The 18,632-nt window shown below is 62.6% G+C and carries 14 protein-coding genes; 4 read left to right on the top strand and 10 right to left on the bottom strand.

Annotated features, from left to right (window positions below; all coding sequences use genetic code 11):
* Positions 1-99: 99 nt before the first annotated feature.
* The gene (locus PQQ96_RS15585; RefSeq protein WP_408293247.1) at positions 100-1,290 is read left to right on the top strand and encodes a glycosyltransferase; all 1,191 of its coding nucleotides are present in this window, start codon (positions 100-102) and stop codon (positions 1,288-1,290) included.
* 111 nt (positions 1,291-1,401) lie between these two features.
* Here PQQ96_RS15585 and PQQ96_RS15580 read toward each other — a convergent pair whose 3' ends face one another.
* Positions 1,402-2,550: an acyltransferase family protein gene (locus PQQ96_RS15580; RefSeq protein WP_408293245.1), complete on the bottom strand. Its 1,149-nt coding sequence runs from the start codon at positions 2,548-2,550 to the stop codon at positions 1,402-1,404.
* Between the two features lie 281 nt (positions 2,551-2,831).
* Between PQQ96_RS15580 and PQQ96_RS15575 the strand changes: the two genes are divergently transcribed.
* Together PQQ96_RS15575 and PQQ96_RS15570 are read left to right on the top strand one after the other, a co-directional pair.
* Entirely contained in the window at positions 2,832-4,337 is a 1,506-nt protein-coding gene (locus PQQ96_RS15575) for an O-antigen ligase family protein (protein ID WP_408293242.1), read from the top strand.
* Positions 4,334-5,548 (top strand): glycosyltransferase, encoded by a 1,215-nt coding sequence (locus tag PQQ96_RS15570; protein WP_408293239.1) that lies wholly within the window; start codon positions 4,334-4,336, stop codon positions 5,546-5,548. The genes PQQ96_RS15575 and PQQ96_RS15570 overlap by 4 nt, the downstream gene beginning before the upstream one ends.
* Positions 5,549-5,582: 34 nt before the next feature.
* Here the strand turns inward: PQQ96_RS15570 and PQQ96_RS15565 are convergent, their stop codons facing one another.
* Positions 5,583-7,325, bottom strand: a complete 1,743-nt coding sequence (locus PQQ96_RS15565) for an FAD-dependent oxidoreductase (RefSeq protein ID WP_408293236.1) — start codon at positions 7,323-7,325, stop codon at positions 5,583-5,585.
* A 232-nt stretch (positions 7,326-7,557) separates the two neighbouring features.
* Positions 7,558-8,178 (bottom strand): LbetaH domain-containing protein, encoded by a 621-nt coding sequence (locus PQQ96_RS15560; RefSeq protein WP_408293321.1) that lies wholly within the window; start codon positions 8,176-8,178, stop codon positions 7,558-7,560.
* Between the two features lie 176 nt (positions 8,179-8,354).
* On the opposite strand from PQQ96_RS15560, the gene PQQ96_RS15555 reads away from it, so the two are divergent.
* Positions 8,355-8,870, top strand: a complete 516-nt coding sequence (locus PQQ96_RS15555) for a hypothetical protein (RefSeq protein ID WP_408293233.1) — start codon at positions 8,355-8,357, stop codon at positions 8,868-8,870.
* 31 nt (positions 8,871-8,901) lie between these two features.
* On the opposite strand, the gene PQQ96_RS15550 is transcribed toward PQQ96_RS15555, so the two are convergent.
* The 7 genes from PQQ96_RS15550 to PQQ96_RS15520 all read right to left on the bottom strand — a co-directional run bounded on the left by PQQ96_RS15550 (position 8,902) and on the right by PQQ96_RS15520 (position 18,601).
* On the bottom strand, positions 8,902-10,239 hold the full coding sequence (locus PQQ96_RS15550) for a glycosyltransferase WbuB (RefSeq protein WP_408293230.1): 1,338 nt from the start codon (positions 10,237-10,239) through the stop codon (positions 8,902-8,904).
* Between the two features lie 55 nt (positions 10,240-10,294).
* A complete protein-coding gene (locus tag PQQ96_RS15545) occupies positions 10,295-11,437 on the bottom strand; it encodes a glycosyltransferase family 4 protein (RefSeq protein WP_408293228.1) in 1,143 nt (380 codons plus the stop codon).
* 119 nt (positions 11,438-11,556) lie between these two features.
* Complete coding sequence (locus PQQ96_RS15540; RefSeq protein WP_408293225.1) at positions 11,557-12,513, bottom strand: GDP-L-fucose synthase family protein; 957 nt, start codon at positions 12,511-12,513, stop codon at positions 11,557-11,559.
* Between the two features lie 5 nt (positions 12,514-12,518).
* On the bottom strand, positions 12,519-13,637 hold the full coding sequence (gene gmd / locus PQQ96_RS15535; protein ID WP_408293222.1) for a GDP-mannose 4,6-dehydratase: 1,119 nt from the start codon (positions 13,635-13,637) through the stop codon (positions 12,519-12,521).
* A gap of 90 nt (positions 13,638-13,727) precedes the next feature.
* The gene (locus PQQ96_RS15530) at positions 13,728-15,962 is read right to left on the bottom strand and encodes a polysaccharide biosynthesis tyrosine autokinase (RefSeq protein ID WP_408293220.1); all 2,235 of its coding nucleotides are present in this window, start codon (positions 15,960-15,962) and stop codon (positions 13,728-13,730) included.
* Positions 15,963-16,011: 49 nt separating this feature from the next.
* Positions 16,012-17,151, bottom strand: coding sequence for a polysaccharide biosynthesis/export family protein (locus tag PQQ96_RS15525; protein WP_408293217.1), 1,140 nt, complete (start codon positions 17,149-17,151; stop codon positions 16,012-16,014).
* Between the two features lie 64 nt (positions 17,152-17,215).
* Positions 17,216-18,601 (bottom strand): undecaprenyl-phosphate glucose phosphotransferase, encoded by a 1,386-nt coding sequence (locus PQQ96_RS15520; protein ID WP_408293214.1) that lies wholly within the window; start codon positions 18,599-18,601, stop codon positions 17,216-17,218.
* Positions 18,602-18,632 lie beyond the last annotated feature (31 nt).

The following is an 18,632-nucleotide window of genomic DNA, read 5'->3' as shown; positions in this document are numbered from 1 at the left end:
GCCGCCGCCGATGCTAACGTTGTTCAGCTAGCGCCCCCAGACAGGCGGCGCGAGGGTGCTTTTCCACAACGTATTCGACTACTGACGACCACGCTATCGATGGAACAAGACTACGTCCTGATTGTGGAACCCAACCTCACCGGCCATCGCTGGCGCTATGTCGAATGGACCATGCAGGCCTGCACGGAAGCCGGCTATCCGTGCATGCTCGCGACGGAATCCGGTAACGAAGACCATCCGCTCGCCAGACAGATCGTTGCTGCGAACCGCGCGGATCTGCAGATCGCGTTCGTCGATCCCGACGAGCGGCCACGCGGGCTGCTGCGCCAGTCGAATCAGTACTCGCGCTTTCACCGCTATTTCAAGCGCGTGCATCGGATCGTCAGCCGCGCACAACCGCTCAGGCTGGTGGTCGTGCCCTATGTCGATTACTTCTTCTACGCGCTACCGTTTCTCGGCTCGCCGTTCGGCAAGACGCCGTGGATCGGTATCACGATGCGCTCGACCTTCCATCATCACAAGGTCGGCATCAAGTCGCCGGATCGACCGGTCGTGAATGCGATCAAGACACTGCTTTTCAAGCGCGCGATACGGACCGTCGGACTTCGCACATTGCTGACGATCGACCCCACCTTGCCCGAGTGGTCGGCGCACCACGCCTCGAAGCACAGCGCGGCCGTCGCCTATGTCGCCGACCCGTTTCCCGACGAGCAAGCGGAAAATCCAGTGCTGGCCCGCGAGCGCCTCGGGCTGGATCCCACGCAACGTTATCTGCTGGTGTACGGTTCGATCACCGAACGCAAAGGCATCTACGAACTGGTCCACGCGTTGACCCGTCTGGAGCATGCGCCCACGCTGATCGTCGCAGGTGAGCAGGACGCGGGCACGCGCCATTTCATGCGTAATCATGTGCGCAGCCTCGCGCCCGCGCCGCTAATCCTGGACTCGTTCATTGCGAACGACGTCGAGCGCGATCTGTTCTCCGCCTGCGACGCAGTCTGGCTAGGCTATAAGGGACACTATGGCATGAGCGGCGTGCTCGTGCAGGCATACCGCTTCGGCAAGCCGGTGATTGCAACGGAAGACGGACTGATCGGCTGGTTCAGCCGGCGCTGCGAACTGGGACCGATCCTGAGCGACCTGAGCTCCGCCTCGATCGGCCGCGCGATCACCGAGACGATGACCTCGTGGCCGCATGCGCCGCAAACCGTGCCGGCGGAGCGCGAAGATCTTCTCTCACGGCATACGCTCCGGCAATTCAAGCAGACCTTGCTTCAGCAGATGGCCTGATCCGGCAACACGCCATTCAACACACCCCCACTCAGGCAGAACCTCAAAGGCTGGCGCTACGCGCCAACCCACAGCCGGCCGCGGCGGGGCCGGCCGCACGATTGAAGGTGCTCAGGACAACTGCCCGCCCGCGACAGGTACTTCTTCCCGCACCGAACTGCTGCGCTTTTCAGGGAACATCGCATTGCGCATGCGCAGGAACGGATACTCGATCGCGCGGGTCGTGACATAGCCGATTGCAATCGCGAAAGCGAACTGCGCGGTGAGCGCCACAATCCAGATCACGCTCGGCGCAAGACCCATAGCGGTCGCTTTGCGAATCAGCATGTCGCCAGGGGCGAGAGCAAGCGAATGCCACAGATAAATGCCGTACGAATAGAGGCCGATCCAGGCAACCCCGCGATACACCCACGACGAACGGAGCGATCCCGAATACTCCAGCACGAACACAATCAGCGCGGCGAAACCGATCGCCTGAATCGTATAACCAATGCTTTCGTCGAGCGCGAAGTGCGGCGTCGCAAAGGCGAGCCACGCGCATAGCCCCACGATGCAAGCGACCAGCAGCCATTTGCGCTTCGCGAGTTGATGATAGACGCCTGGTTTCATCCAGTAGATCGCGGAGAGAATCACGCCGACCAGCAAACTGTCGATGCGGTATTGCGTGTACGCGAATGCCCCTTCCAGGTTGCCGCCCGCTACCGCGAAGCAGCGCGCGGTGAGCACCACCGCGCAAATCCCGGTGAGCACGCCGACAATCGTCCATGCGCCGAGGCGCCAGCGCGCGAATATCAGCAACAGCGCCGGTAAGACGAGATAAAAGTGTTCTTCGACCGCGAGACTCCAGGTCTGGGTAATCGAGGTGCCCAGATAGTTCTGCAGGTGGGTCAGGTTCTGGAACAGAAAGGTATTCCACGGATGGCGCCCGGCCAGCACATGAAAGGCGATCAGGATGTAATACGCCGGCCAGATGCGGAAAATCCGCCGGATGATAAAGCGCTTTGCGTCGACGTTGCCTGTTTCGGCGTACTGCCGAAGCAGCAGGCCGCCAACCAGAAAGCCGCTGAGCGTAAAGAACAGATTGACGCCTTCGCGCCCGAAGCTCTTCAGGGGGTACTCGATGATATGAATCAGGAAGTTGTCGGTATGAACAGCGTGAAAATGAAAGCCCATCACCATGATAATCGCGATGCCGCGCACGAAATCCAGCTCGATGGCTCGCTTGCCCGTTGCGGGTCCCGCCCCGCCAAATAATTTCATGTTGTTCTCCCCTGTCACCATTCGCGGGCGCATGTCCCTTTTTGCATCTTCGGTGCCGGCACGCGTGCGTGCGCGCCAACATCAAGGCATTGACCGACAACATAAGGGAGTGTGCGCGCGTCTTGCAGGGACCGCCCTTGCCACTGTCGCCAGAACCCAGGCAATGGGCGACGAAACCGGATACGCGCGAGGGCTAAGCGAGGAGTTTCCCGCACAATGACCCGATGCGAGACCGTCTGCTATGGACGACGGCGGATCGACAGCACGGGGAGGAATCAGCAATGCGCCATCAGTATGCGACGCTCTGGATATGGTTTTTTCTGTTACCGCTTGCATTCGACTACAAGGCGACTGACGCCAACGTAGGCCACTTCGCGCAATCCGCGCTCGTGATACCGGCAATCGCCGCGGGGCTCGCCCTTGTGCTGATTGCGCCACGCTTTCACGACCGCTCGCGGTTACGCTCGATCGTTACCTTCAGCATGCTGCTGTGCGTGTTCGGCAGCATCGTCGCCCAGTTCGTTCAGGATAACGACACCGGCAATTATCTGCGCGTTCTGCTGCCGTTCGTCCTGTTTCTGGTGGGCTATCTCGTGGCCTGCCGTCCGTGGAGCGAGTACAGAATCTCGCAGTTCGAACGAGCCATATTCTTCGCCAACGTAGTCAGTCTCGTGTTCACCTTCCTGTATGGCATGGCGACCGGTGGCGATCTCGAGGACGTGCGCTATCGCATCATCTCCGTGACGTTGCTCGGACTGCAAGGCGTGCTGCTGCACGAATTCATCGTCGCCAGGCGCTTTTCCTTTTTCACCATTGCCGTATTCGCCGTCAGCGTGATTGTCGAGTTGCTGAGCGTCACGCGCAGTTTGCTCCTCGGCACCATCCTGCTGTTCCTGATCGCCATGGGGCTGTCCGCCCCGTCGCTGCAGCATATCTGGCGCGCGGCGGCCCGCACCCTGATCGCCGGCGCCGTGCTGGCCGGCGTGGCCGGCATCGCGGCGTTGAGCTTTCCGAGCGTCGCCGAGCACTGGACGGAGCGCATTTTCGCGTCGGAGGAAACTGTCACCGGCAAGGACCCGACCACCATCACCCGTCTTGCCGAGATGCGCGATCAGTATGACCAGGTGACGGCGGAGCCCGAAACGCTGCTGTTCGGCGCAGGCTACGGTCACTACTATCGCTATTCCCCCGCCTACCTGCCGGACCTCGCCGGCCAGATCAGCGAGAAGGACTTCTACGCGATCAATGAATGGGCCGCGGGCCACAACTTCTGGGTCTATCAACTCTTCGCGGGCGGGCTACTGTTCGGCATCGCCATGCCCTTGGCGACCCTGGCCGCACTGGCGATCTGCTTCTCCTCGTATCGCTACTGGCGCTCGGTGGTTCCCGACGCGCCCATGCTGCCGGTGCTAGGACGCGCCATCATGCTGTTTGCCGCGCTGCCGGCCACATCGATCGGCGGCAATCCGCTCGGGCCGCGTTTCTCAGGGCTGATATTCGGCGTCGCCCTCGGCCTGATGATCGCCACGCACGCGCGCTTGCAGCGCGCGCTGCCGGCACGGGTGAAGCGCACGCCTAAGCCACCGCATGTGCGCGCGGCCGCGATGCCTGAATTGCCGGGCAGAATCCAGCCGGGCATGGGCCGCGCGGATCTCGCAAGCGCCCTCGGCATGTCGCGCACGTCAACCGGAGCGGCAACCGCTACGCCCGGCTCCAGGTCATTCGGCGCCCTCGTGTCGCACACCGCATCGACGCACAACCCCAATCGACCGAAACTCGTCCGATGAAAATCCTCCATCTGCTAGCCAGTATCGATCCCCGCGCCGGCGGCCCGGTTGAAGGCGTGCGCCGCAGCGGCGTGGCGATGCAGGATGCCGGGCACGAGATTGAAGTGGCCACCTGCGATGCCCCCGGCGACGCCTACCTCGCGGCCTTTCCGTTTCCGGTCCACGCGTTCGGCCCCGTCAACAGCCGCTACAGCTACAGCGCGCAACTCGCGCCGTGGCTCACCGCCAACGCGAACCGGTTCGACGCGGTCATCGTGCACGGCTTGTGGCAGTACCACGGCTTCGCGGCATGGAAAGCGCTGCACCAAAGCGACGTGCCCTACTACGTGTACGTGCACGGCATGCTCGACCCATGGTTCAAACAGGCTTACCCGCTCAAGCATCTGAAGAAATGGCTGTACTGGCCGTGGGCCGAATACCGGGTGTTGCGCGACGCACGCGTCGTCATCTATACGACGGAGGAAGAGCGCACCCGCGCGCGTCAATCGTTCTGGCTGTACCGGGCAAATGAGCAGGTCGTGCCATACGGCACGACCGTGCCGCCGCTTGAAGCCGCGCCTTTGCGCGAAGCCTTCCTGCAAGCCGTGCCCGGCTTGCGCGGCAAACGCATCGTGTTGTTTCTCGGCCGCGTGCATGTGAAAAAAGGCTGCGATCTGCTGATCGATGCATTCGCGCGTGTCGCCAGCCGCGATCCGACGCTGCATCTCGTGATCGCGGGTCCCGACGAGAGTGGCTGGGTGGCCAATCTGCGCGCCCAGGCCGAGGCGGCCGGTATCGCGCACCGCCTCAGTCTGCCAGGCATGCTGCAGGGTGATCTCAAGTGGGGCGTGTTTCATGCCAGCGACGTATTCGTTCTGCCCTCGCATCAGGAGAACTTCGGCGTAGCGGTTGCGGAAGCGCTCGGCTGCGGCCTGCCGGCGCTAATCTCCGACAAGGTCAACGTGTGGCGCGAAATCGAAGCCGACGGCGCAGGAATGGTTGCCGCCGACACGGTCAGTGGTACAGAAAGGAATCTCGTGCGCTGGCTCGAACTCGACGACACCGCGCGCGCCGCCATGCGCGCTCAGGCGACCCGCACTTTCGAAGCACGCTTCCGGATCGAAACTATGGTCAGCGCGTTGACCGCTCTACTCGAAACGAAAGGCAGCCCCGGCGAAACGCGTGAGAACATGCTCCCCACGCTGCGCGAAGCCACTCAACCGGGCCGGTGACCGTGCGCCGCCAGGCGCAAGTCACCGGTTGTCTTCATTGCTCCTTCATCAACGGCGTCAAGGTCGAGGCTGCGATCGGCAGGGTGCCGGCTTGCGGCTGCTGCGCCTGCGTCGACATCAGCGAACTGTTGGCGGCGTCGCCCCGTGCGTTGCCGACGATATCCGGCACCTCGAGTTGCCGCACCAGATGACCCGCGAGGCGTAGCGCGAGCGCGGCGATCGTGATGGTCGGAAAATTGGCTCCGACGGTGGGAAACACCGAGCTGCCTGCCACGTAGAGATTGCTCATCCCGTGCACCTTGCAATCGCGATCGACCACGCCTTCACGCGGCGAATCGTGCATACGTGTGGTGCCCATGTGGTGCCACGTGCCCTCCAGCTTCGCCGGCCAACGCCGGCCTTCGAGCGGCGCATCGAGTTCGACGTCCGCAATGCCGGCCATCTGCAACTCCTGCGCGAGCAACGCGAACGTCCTGTCGAAGGTCCGCTGCACCTGTTCGCCCAAACGCCACTCCACCTTCACGCGCGGCATGCCGAACCGGTCGCGCTTATCGGCCGATAACGTAACCCGGCTTTCGGGGTCGGGCACCGCTTCGACGATGGCCTGCAACGTCACGTCGGTGATCAGCAGCGGCCATTGCAGGAGCCGCGTCAAACCATAGCCCACGGTGTGCAACGGGTGCGCGATCATCGTCGCGACATCGGTCTTCAGGCTGCGGCCCGGCTGGTCCTTCTGCAGCAGCGCTTCCTTGCAGTGGATCAGCGCTTCGGACCCCGCGGTTCCTTCACCGTACCAGCGCGAATAGAGCCACACGCGCGAATTCAGCAGCTTCTCGCGCTCCATCAACTCCTGCTTCGGCGCGAACTGTGAGGATATCTTGGTGCCGTGCGCCGACACGGCGGCATTCTGATAGTGGTACTTGATGTCGTACAGCTTGTTGCGAGCGTTGCCCGGACGAAAACGCACTTTTCCGCACATCATCCGCGGGTGATCCATGAAGTAGCGGCCCACCAGATCGTGGGCGTTGCCGAGGCCCGCCGCGTGCGCGTTGTTCGAGGCCAGCAGCAGGCGCGCGTTCTCGATGCCGCCTGTGGCCAGCACGAAGATCCTGGCGGTCACCGTCATCCTGCGTCCACTGAAGGTCGCCACCTGAAGCCGCGAAATGGACGTGCCCTGAGCGTCCGCGTCGATATTCAGGACATTCGCGTACAGAAACACGCGCACCCGCGACGAGCGCGACAGCTCGTCGCGATAGGCCTTGCCGAAACGCACCGGAGGGCTGAACTGCGCGACGGTATCGCGCATATCGCCCGTCGCGAGCGGAATGCGGCGCACGTCATGGCGCCCGATTTCACGCTCCCAGTAGGCGGGGTCGAAATTCTGCGGGCCGAGCTTCAGCAGTTCATGGGTACGCGCATAGTACGGCGCCAGTTCGTCGAGGCCGAACGGCCAGCCGCTGTGCGGGATCCAGTCACGCTTCTCGAAGTCCCACGGATCGAGCGGGCGGCACCAGCCGCCCCAACAATTGCTGCTGCCGCCGAAGTAGCGGCTACGCGAGCCGTCCGCGAACGTATAGGGCAGTCCGGCGTTCTCGCCGCGATAGAGGTCGCGGGTTTCATCGTCAGGCCCGAAGCCCCCGCTTTCGAGCACACAGGTGTCGACCCCCGCCTTCGACATTTCCCGTGCAAGCGTAATGCCGGCGACACCGCCGCCGATAATGCAGACCGTCGTTTCAATGACTGTGTTGTGTTCAACAGTACGAGTATCGATGAACATCCCTACTCCCCATCTTTTTTACGCATCTCTAAGTGCGTCAATCCGGCTACTCATCCAACCGGGGCTGGCAAGCAAACCACGCACATGTCGTTGCCGGACACAGCATCGGCATCGCCGCGGGCGCCGATCAACGGAGCTGATCGACAACAATCCCGTTGCGTCCACCGGCATTCCGGCTTGTCAACGACTTGGCCTCCTCAGCGTATAAACGCTGCGGTTCTCTATCTGTGCTTCAGGTCACGGAATCGAACCGTTTCCGGATAAAACGACAGGGATTGCCGCCATACACGCCCTCGGGATCGAGTGAACGATGCACGACGGACAAGGGCGTCACCACGGCCGACCGGCCGATCGTCACACCCATCTGCACAACACATTTCGACGTGATCCAGACGCCATCCTCGATGACGATCGGCGCCACGCGCAGATCCATCGTGGTGCTCATATCGTGAGAGCCGGCACTCAGGAATGTGCCCTGGGAAATACAGACATTCGAGCCGATGCGGATCAGCGCCTGGTTGTAGATCCAGACGTTGACGCCGAACCAGCTGTTATCGCCCACTTCCAGATTCCACGGCGACTTCACCCGCAATGGATGCACGAAGCGGCAACCGGTGCCAATCTTCGCGCCGAACAGACGTAACAGCGCAACCCGGACCGAGGAAAGCGGCAGCAGCTTGTTGTTGATCACGCAGGCTTCAACGACAAACCAGATGAGCTCGATCAGGGCACCGCGCTTCGCGCAATAGTTTCCCTTTCCTGCCAGGCTCAGATCGATGACACGGCCATCCTCGCGAACACCGTTGACTTCCGGCATGCGCCCGATCTGCGGATCGTCGGCAACGTTACCCATCATCTTTCTCCACACCACGAACGGGAATCGACATGCCCGTGCATCATGCTTACATTATGTTACCAGTCCTTACTGAACCTGGATTCATGGCCGTACAGGCAAGCGTTTTGGCGGCTGCACACGTGCCGGTTGGCGCACGATAGCTCTATTGAGACCGCATCTTCCTGGGGCATACGATGACCATCACGTTTCCGCGTATCACCACCCCGCTGCTGCTCGCCATCGCAACCTACATCGGCACCTGCACCGCGCCGGCGCTCGCGCAAAACGCAGCACCCGCGCCCGCTGCGCCAGCCCTTGCCGCTACGGCTGCGACCAGCTACGGCACCCCCACCCCAGCGGCACCCGCTAACCCCGGCGCCGCGCATCGCAACAGCGAAGCCCAGTTGCTCGGCGCGCCGCGCGATTACGGTTCGCCGGACGCGCAGCAAGGCAATACCGCCGACGCCCAGCAGGCCGCGCTGCTCGACGAACAACGCATGACAGTGTTGGGCGGGCAAGGCGGTCAGCCGGCAGTGCGTAAGGGCCAGCGCAACCAGCCGCAGGCCGCCGCCAAGGGTAAGGTGCGCGTGGCCGGCCAGCCGGGCGGTCCGAACGCGGCCGACGGCTTGATGCCCGAGGGCGCAGCGAAAGCCACTTACGCCGATCCGTACGATCAGGGCAAGCACGCCGTCTACAAATCCCCGTGGTGATATCCCATTCATGAGATGGCCGCGTGCCGGATCAATCCGGCGCGGCTTCCTCCGTTGTAGCCGGCTTGCGCCGCCGCCCGGCCACAGCGGTTGGGGATCTCGGGCCACCAAAATACGACGGCTCCACTTGCGCATGCTTGCCGCCTGACCCACGAACCAGCGTCGCGAGCCGCTCTTCGAAGGTACGAATCGTCGACTCCGGCGATAGCGCGCGCTCCGCATAGTTGCGTGCAGCCTTGCCGAGCGCCGCGCGGCGTTCGCGATCGCTCGCCAGTACGGTGATCGCCGCCACCAAAGCCTTGACGTTGTCCGGCGGCACGACCACGCCGCGCGGCGACACCGCGTCATAGAGACCCGTGCCGCGCCGCGCCATGGCCACCACCGCGCGCCCGCTGGCGAACATGCCGGTGAGCTTCGAAGGCATCACCAGATCCGCCGCATCGCCACGTTGCGGCAGCACGTGAATGTCGGCGAGATTGAGCAGTTCGTTCAGGCGCTCCACCGGTTGCAGCGGAATAAAAACGCAGTTCGTCAATCCCGCGCAGCGCTCGAGCAAACCCTCTTTCGCAGCGCCACTGCCACAGAAAACGAAGGTGACGTCCGCACGCGCGGCAAGCAACGCCGCCGCATCGGCAAGCGTTTCGATGCCCTGTTTCGCGCCCATGTTGCCCGAGTACAGCACCACTTTCTGGTCAACCGGAATGCCCAGCACCCGCCGGTAGTCGCTCGCGCGCGCAAGCGGAAAGATGGTCGACACATCGACCCAATTGGGCAGGGACACGACCCGCGATGGCTCGACACCCTTGACCACCGCGCGCGCACTCATCTGCGGCGTAATCGACGACACGGTATCGAAGCGCCGCAGCAGCGTGCTTTCGATCCAGCGCGCCACGCGGGCTGCGCGCGAGCTTTTCAGAAGACCCAGATCGAAAGCCGCATCGACCTCGAAATCCTGAATATGCAGCCAGGTGCTGGCGCGCGTGATACCCGCGAGCGCCAGCGCGGCCGGCGCGCACATCAGGGTCGGCGCGATCACCATCGCCGCATCGGGGCGCCAAAACATCTGCCGGGCGAGCAGCGGCAACGAACTCGCCGCGAAGCTCGCCAGATGCACCATCCGCTTCAGCCCGCTAGGACGCGCCGGCACCCACAGCGGCGCGCGCCAGATCGTCACGCCGTCGCGTACCTCGCGCTGATACCGCCAGGACACGTAGTCCGCGGCAACGCGCCAATCAGGGTAATAGGGTGGCGCGCACACCACACGAACCTCGTGACCGTGGCTGGCCAGCAGCACAGCCATCTCCGCCGTGTATTTGCCCACTCCCGTCAGTTCAGGCGCGTAGTTGAGGCCGTAGATGAGGATCTTCATTGTGGCTGCCAGAACGGGTTAGCGCTTCGCATGCGCAACGGGGCCGTGAGACGTTTCAGTCGCTCAGCATCAATGCGCAGCCACGAGCGATATTGGCCGCGGCGGAAGGGGGATCGAAGCGGCGAATCACATCCATGCAACGGCGCGCCGTGCCGCCGGCGTCGGCGAACGCCTCCATCGCCTTGAGCATCGTGCGCTGCAGTCCGGCGACGTCGCCCGCCGTGAAGGCATAGCCGCTCACGCCGTCGATCACCAGTTCCGGCACACAGCCGCAACTCTCGCTGACCACCGCGGGGCAGCCATGCGCGAGCGCCTCGTTGACGACGAGTCCCCACGGCTCGCTGTAGCTCGGCAGCACCATGCAGGTTGCGCCGTAGTATTCGCGGGTGAGCGGCTCGTCCTGCAAACTGCCGGCGAAGGCGACGGCGTCGCCCAGTTCGAGCTTGGCCACTTCCGCGTGCAGTCGCTCCGCCATCGGCCCGGTGCCGACAATGCGCAGCTTCGCCGCTGGAATACGCCGCCGCAGACCGGCGAACGCCTCGATCAGCGTGCCGATGCCCTTCTCTTCCGAGAGACGGCCGACATAGAGAAACACCGGCGGATTGCCGGCGCGCGCGGCGCTCCGCTCGACCAGCGCGCGCTCCGGCGAGAACGAGCCGGGCAATGCAGCGGCCTGACACGGCACGAAAATCTTGTCGCCCTTCGCCCCGAGTGACAGCAGATACTCGCGGCTGCGCTCGCCGAAACCGAAATAGCCGTCGCAGAGCGAGAAGAACACGCGCTTCGGAATTGACGTCAGCAGTTTCTTGGGCCGGTCACGCGCGGTCGAATCGCAGAACACCGCACGCCGCTTGCCGGTCACGATGCACGCCGCCAGCATCGCCCAGTATTCCGGACGGTGGTAACCTGGCAGCACGATCAGATCCGACTTGGTCCGCAGCACTTCCCAGGTGAGTCGCGCGATCATCTTCAGCGTCGGCACATCCTCGTAGCAACCGTCGAACAACTTTTGCATCGGATAGCGATGGTACGAATAATCGACATCTGAAAAGCCGACACGATCGTGCTCGGTGTCCGCGATCTGCACCATCGAGTAGCGAATCGCGCCGGATGACGAAATGTTATGCAAAGCGGAGAACACGACACCCTTGTGGCGCGACCATACGACGTTGTGGAAGATCGTGACTGACGCAGTCATTTTTATGCCACTCCTCGAAAAATCGTCCCTGTGTGCGTTGCACGCGACTCACGCGAAACGCCCCACGCTTCCCCTCAATCTCAATTCCGGAATCGCGCTCAACGGCCTTCAGTGCGCGCCTAGGCCTGCATGGCGGCAGGTGTCGAGCCAGCGTGTAATTCAACGAATTCCCGATACGTGGACGCGATGCCCTCTTCAAGGCCAATGGTCGCTTGCCAACCCATTTGCGCGAGCCGCGATACGTCGAGCAGCTTGCGTGGCGTGCCGTCGGGTTTGGATGCGTCGAAAACGAGTTCGCCCTCGAAGCCGGCCACCTTGCAGATGCATTCGGCCAGCTCGCGAATCGACAGGTCTTCACCCACCCCGACGTTGAACAGGCCTTCTGTCACGTTGTGCTCGAGCACGAAGAGCGTCGCCGCGGCAAGATCGTCGACGTGCAGAAACTCCCGGCGCGGTGTACCCGAACCCCACACCGTCAAGGTCGCGGAACCGTTCACTTTCGCTTCATGCGTCTTCCTCAGCAGCGCCGGCAAAACATGGCTGCTATTCAGGTCGTAGTTGTCGTTAGGGCCATACAGATTGGTCGGCATCAACGAGACGTACTGCGTGTTGTACTCACGGTTGTACGCCTCGCACAGCTTGAGACCGGCGATCTTCGCAATCGCGTAGGCGTCGTTGGTCGGTTCGAGCGGCGAGCTCAACAGATACTCCTCGCGGATCGGCTGCGGACATTGCTTCGGATAAATGCACGACGAACCGAAGAACACCAGCCGCTCGACCTGAGCACGATACGCGGCGTGAATCACGTTGGTTTCGATCACCAGATTTTCATAGATGAATTCCACCGGCTGCGACGCGTTGGCGAGAATGCCGCCCACGCGCGCGGCCGCGAGCAGCACCACATCGATCTTTTCCTGCTCGAAGAAGCGGTTCACGGCAGCCTGATCCGTGAGGTCGAGCTCCGCTCTCGAACGCGTGACAACGTTGTGGCAACCCTCGGCATAGAGCCGCCGGACCAGCGCGGAGCCGACCATGCCACGGTGGCCCGCGACGAAGATGCGTGCGTGTTTGTTCATCGCCGTTACTCGTGATGTTCCAGTGCCGTGAAACCGGCCAGCGTGACAAGCGCGTCACGTCTTGCAATCTGATAGTCCGCCCGCACCATTTCCTTGACGAGCGCGCTGAACGGCGTAGTCGGCTTCCAGCCGAGTTGCGCATGGGCCTTCGACGGATCGCCCAGCAGCGTCTCGACCTCGGCGGGCCGGAAGTAGCGCGGATCGACGCGCACGATCACATCCCCGGGCGACATCCTGATCTCGCGCCCTTCCACCTTCTCGACAATGCCGACTTCATCCACGCCGGTACCTTCGAAACGCACCGTGACGCCCAACTCAGCGGCGGCGTGCTGAACGAACTCACGCACGCTGTACTGCACGCCGGTGGCGATGACGTAGTCCTCCGGCTGCTCCTGTTGCAGCATGCGCCATTGCATCTCCACGTAATCACGCGCGTGGCCCCAATCGCGCAACGCCGACAGATTGCCAAGATACAAGGTCTTCTGCATGCCCACTGCGATGCGCGCCACGGCGCGCGTGATCTTGCGCGTGACGAAGGTCTCGCCACGCACCGGCGATTCGTGATTGAACAGAATCCCGTTGCAGGCATAGAGCCCGTATGCTTCGCGGTAATTGACCGTGGTCCAGTAGGCAAACAGCTTGGCGACCGCATACGGGCTGCGCGGGTAGAACGGCGTGGTCTCGGACTGCGGCACCTGTTGCACGAGGCCGTACAGCTCCGAGGTGGAGGCCTGATAAAAGCGCGTCTTGTGTTGCAACCCGAGAATGCGGATCGCTTCGAGAATCCGCAAGGCGCCGAGGCCGTCCGCATTGGCCGTGTATTCCGGTTCTTCGAACGACACCGCCACGTGGCTCTGCGCCGCGAGGTTGTAGATCTCGTCGGGCTCGACACGCTGGATCACGCGCAGGATGCTGGTCGAGTCGGTCAGGTCGGCGTGATGCAGAAAGAGTCGCTGGTCGGGGTCATGCGGGTCGCGATAAAGATGATCGATCCGGTCTGTATTGAACAGCGATGACCTGCGTTTGATGCCATGTACGTCGTAATCCTTGCTGAGCAGCAGCTCGGCCAGATACGACCCGTCCTGTCCAGTGATACCGGTGATCAACGCGACCTTACGTTTCATGGAGACCTCTCCTCGTTGAACTTTGCGATGGCCGTGCCATAGCACGGCCGAGTGGCCGGCCCCGTCATGGGGCCGCCGCTGCATCGACCCTTAACCGGCGATGCTGTCGTAACCGTAATAACCGCCTTGATAGCCGGAACCGAGGAATGCCCCTTCCTGAGGCACGTCGGTGAGCAACACACCTCTGAGCGATACGCCGCCGTTGAAGAGGCGCTTGGCCGTCTCGGCAATCTCGTTCAGCGGATGGCGGCCGTGGCGCACCACCAGCAGCGTCGTGCCGGCGTACTTGCCGATCACCGTCGAGTCGGTCACGGCGAGCACTGGCGGCGTGTCGACGATCACGATGTCGTAGTGCGATTTCAGTTCGTCGAGCATCGTTTCGAAGCGCTTGCTCATCAGCAATTCAGACGGATGCGAAGGCAGCGTGCCCTTGGCGAGCACGTCGAGCCCGGGCAGCACGTCGCGCTGGATCATCGCCGTGAGATCGCCGCCGCTCAGCACGTCCGAGAGCCCCGGCTGATGGCCGATGCCGAAATGCGAATGGACGTCGCCGCGCCGCATGTCGCCGTCGATAATCAGCACCCGCTTGTTTGCCGACGCCACCAGCGCGGCCAGATTCACCGACAGGAACGACTTGCCGGTGTCGGGCCGCGAACCCGTGATCATCACGACGTTGTTCTCGGCGTGATCGAGCGACAACTGCAACGAGGTCCGCAGATTGCGCACGCCTTCCACGGCGATGTCTTCCGGCGCCTGTTGCGCGAGCACATGAAGCCCGCGACGGCGCAGCATGACGTTTTCCTGCAAACGCAACTGGGTCTGGCTGCGCGGCACGATCGCGAACACCGGCACGCCGAGCACCGCTTCGAGCTCGTCCGGACGTTCCACGCCGCCGTACATCGCGCGCTTGAAGAAGGTCAGCATGATGCCGATCAGCACGCCGCCGCCAAGCGAGATCAGAATCGCCAGCACGCGCTTCGGCCGCACCGGCTCGTCAGGCGTTTCGGCGAAGTCCACCACCCGCACGTTGCCCACCTGGCCGGCCTTCGCCACCCGGAGTTGCTGCGCGCTGTTCAACAGATTGGTATAGAGCTCCGTGTCGACATGCACGTCGCGCAGCAGGCGCAACGCGGTCTGCTCGGTATCCGGCATCACCGCCACGCTGCGGTTCATGCTGTTCGCCGCACCCTCCAACGCTGCAATCTGCGCGTCAAGGGCGGCCACCGCCGGGTGATTTGGCGTGAAGCGCTGCAACATCTCCGCGCGTTGCTGCTGCAGATCGAGCAGCTTGGTCTTGTTGTCGACCACCTGCTGCAGCAACAGACGGCTTTCTTCACCGAGATCGACCGTGCCGTGCTGGTTGCGGAACTTGTTATAGCGTTGCTCGGCGTCGTCGAGTTCCTTGCGCAAGCCGGGTAGTTGCTGATCGAGGAAGGCCAGCATGTGCTCCGCTTCGCTCGAACGGCTCTCCACATCCTGACGCACGAATTCGCGCGCCATACTGTTGACGATCGCCGCGGTCAGCGCGGGGTCGCCGCCTTCGAGGCTCGTGCGGATCACGCCGGACTGCAGCGTGGTCTCGGCGACCACGAGTGCCTTTTGCAGGCGGTCCACCGTCCCGAGCGTCGAGGCGCGCTGCAGGTCAAAACGCGAGCCCGGTGCACCGGTCAGCTTATCGACGTGCAACGCGATCGGGCCGTCGGCGGTGTCGGTTTCCACGGTCTCGCCGACATGCCCGGAGAGAATCGCGATACCGTTCTTGTCGCGCAGCACGTACGAACCGCCTTCACCTGCAATCAGCGTGAAGGTCGTGTCGTAGTAGTCCTTCGAGGTGTCAAAGCGCGACACGGCAATGCTCTCGTTACCCCATGCGTAACCCGACAGGTTGATGAACGACGGCAACTTGAAAAACCATTGGCCGTTCACCAATCCCGCGATCATCCCGCCAATGAGCGGCAAGGTGCGCGGTGCAGCCGAAATGTCAAGGTGCAGGGTCTTGACCGTTTCCTCGGTCACGAGCCGTGACTTCAGCAACTCGATCTCCGCCGCCGTCGAGGGTTTGGTGTCGAACATGCCTGTGAGCGGCGGCAAGGAATCCTTGCCGTTCGCGTTGGCGTTCGCCGTCTTGTCCTCGACGTGGAACAGGACATCCGCGCGATACGTCGGCGGCGCGAGGAACGCATACGCGCACCCCAGCGCGAGTGCGATCAGCGTCACCATCACGATCGTGCGCCAGCCCCTGACGATCGTGCGCAGATAGTCCGACAGATGCAGCTCGTCCGGTCCGGACACGTCGGTATAGCGATTTTCGAAGTTAATTGCCATTTTGTTCACCCAACAAAGCCCGGCGGTTCAAGGTCAAGTTGCACGGTTGTTATTTCGCAAGAACGGCGCCCGTCACAGCCGCATTGATCGCCGGCAGCAGCAGGTTCAACACACGGTTGAAGCGGACCAGCCCGCCCTGACCGACATACACGACGTCCTTCGGCTGGAGCTCGAACTGATTGGCGAGCAGCATGGACACCGGCGAGGTTGCATCGAGGTGGTAGACCTGCGGCGAGTCGCTTGTCGAATTGCGGATCACGAACAACTGTCTTGCCGCCGCCGTGTTCGAATCGAAGCTGCCGCTGTCGGAAAGGGCCTGCGAAAGCGTCATCGAACCGTTAGGCATCGGCACGATGGTCGCCGGCTTGTTGACCTCGCCCATCACATACACGCCGCTGTCTTCGCGCGAAGCCACCCGCACCATGTCGCCGGCCTGAAGGTAGATGTCCGACGGATTGCGGCCGCGCTTGATCAGGTCGGACACGTTGAGCTGATAGGTGACGCCATTACGGATCAATTCCACCCGGCTGCGATCCGCATTCGCGGTAAAGCCGCCACCCTGGCCGATCACGCTCGTCAGCGACAGCGGGATGTCGGTGACCGACTGCGCGCCGGGGGTCCGTACTTCGCCGTCGACATAAACCTGCGCGTTCCGGAACGAGGCCACCCGCACTGTCACCTCAGGCTTCTGATACACGTTGCTCAGGCGCTTATGCAGCTCCTTCTGGATCGATGCGACGTCTCTGCCTGCCACATGCACCGTGCCTGCGTACGGGAACTGGATGTCGCCGTTTTCGTCGATCAGAAAACCGGGCGCGGCATCGGTCGTTTTCGTGTTCTGCGCGGGCTGGCCAAGGGCAGCGGCGAGTTCCGGGTGATCCCACACGACGATCTGCAGCACGTCGCCGGGGCCGACCTTGTACGCAGTCGGTTTGCCGAACAGCGCGAGCGTCTCTTGTGGGAGCTGTGAGGATGTCTGCGCCTGGTTCATCTTGCGCAGCAGCGCGAGGTTGATATCGGTAATCGGTATCTGCTGTTGCTGCGACGCTTCCGTGCTGTAATCCCCGCCGGTGTCCTGAAGCGCGGCTGGCGTAATCATCCTTTGACCCGGTACTTCCCCGCATCCGGAAAGCAGTGCTGTAGCTGTGAAAATCACGAGACTTCCCGTGCGTAAACCAAGCGAGCTCATGGTGTTTCCTCCTTGCGCCAGGGCATCCTCGGGGGAGGTAGCGCCCAGCGTGCTTGTTAACTACTTAGTAAGCGTTTCGACGCACCAGTGCGGCGACAATCGTCGCGCCGATAATCCGCATATCGAGCGCGAACGACCAATGCCCCAGGTAGTACAGGTCATGTTCGACGCGACGCTCCATCTTCTCGATGCGGTCGGTTTCGCCACGAAAGCCGTTGATCTGCGCCCAGCCTGTAATGCCCGGCTTGATCCGATAGCGATTGATGTAGCCGGCGACCACTTTCTGATAGAGGTCGTCGTGCTCGAGCGCATGGGGACGCGGTCCGACGACCGACATGTCGCCACGCAACACGTTGAAGAATTGCGGCAGTTCGTCAAAGCTCGTGCGGCGTAGAAATGCGCCGACTCGCGTGACGCGCGGATCGTCGCGCGTCGCTTGCCTGAGCGTGCCTTTTGGCTCGGTATGCACACGCATCGAGCGGAATTTGTAGATCGTGAAAACGCGGCCGTCCGCGCCTTTACGCTTCTGCTTGAAGAGCACCGGGCCACGCGACGAGAGCTTCACGGCAATCGCAATAGCGAGCAGGATCGGCGCGAGGCCGATCAACGCCGTCGCGGCGAACAGGCGGTCGAAGATTTCCTTCTTCAGCATCGAACTGGCCGACAGCGGCGACGCCACGAGATTGATCGCCGGCACGCCGAGCAGATCGATCACGCCGCTGCCGTCGAACAACGCAATGCTGCGCACGTCCGGCATGAAACGGATATTCACCAGATCGTCGCGAAACTCGCTGATCAGCTTGCAGATCAGGGGCTCTTCGGCGAGCGACAACATGAGCCAAAGCTCGTGCACATCGTTGGTGCGAATGTAGTCGGCAAGCGCATCCACCGTCTCGCAGACAGGCACCCGCATGCTTGAAACAGCAGACACATCCGGGCGCGTGTTGTAGACAGCCGTGGCGCGAAAGCCTGTGCCGGGCTCCGATTCGATCCGGCGAATGAGCGCGTCGCATTGCGAGCCGCTGCCGACAATCGCGACCTGATGCAGGTTCAAGCCAGCGCTGCGCGCGCGCGCCAGCACGACATGCGTGATCAGCCGGTAAGCGATCAGCAGGCCGCCCGTCACCGCGGTCCAGTACGAGAACCACAGCCGCGACACGAAGTCGATGCGGTGCAACGAATACATCAGCACAAGCGCACTGCCCTGCACCATCAACCATGCGAGCGACACCTGACCGGCCAGCGCGAGTTTGGAGCGGCCGCGCCATGACTCATACACGCCGAAGGCTGGAAAGATGGCCAGCGCGAAAGCAGCGGAAAACATCACCAGCGCCCAATAGAACCCGGATTGAGCGAGGTAATCAAAGCGGATCTGCGACGCCACCGCCGCACCCGCGAGCACCAACGCGACATCGAAAACTCGCGCGAGCAAATCCTGAAACTTGCGCATTTTGCTTACCTCGTTCTTACCGGTCGTTCTT

The organism is Paraburkholderia sediminicola, from assembly GCF_046027825.1.
Lineage (GTDB): Bacteria > Pseudomonadota > Gammaproteobacteria > Burkholderiales > Burkholderiaceae > Paraburkholderia > Paraburkholderia sediminicola_D.
This window is presented reverse-complemented; position numbering and strand designations above follow the sequence as displayed.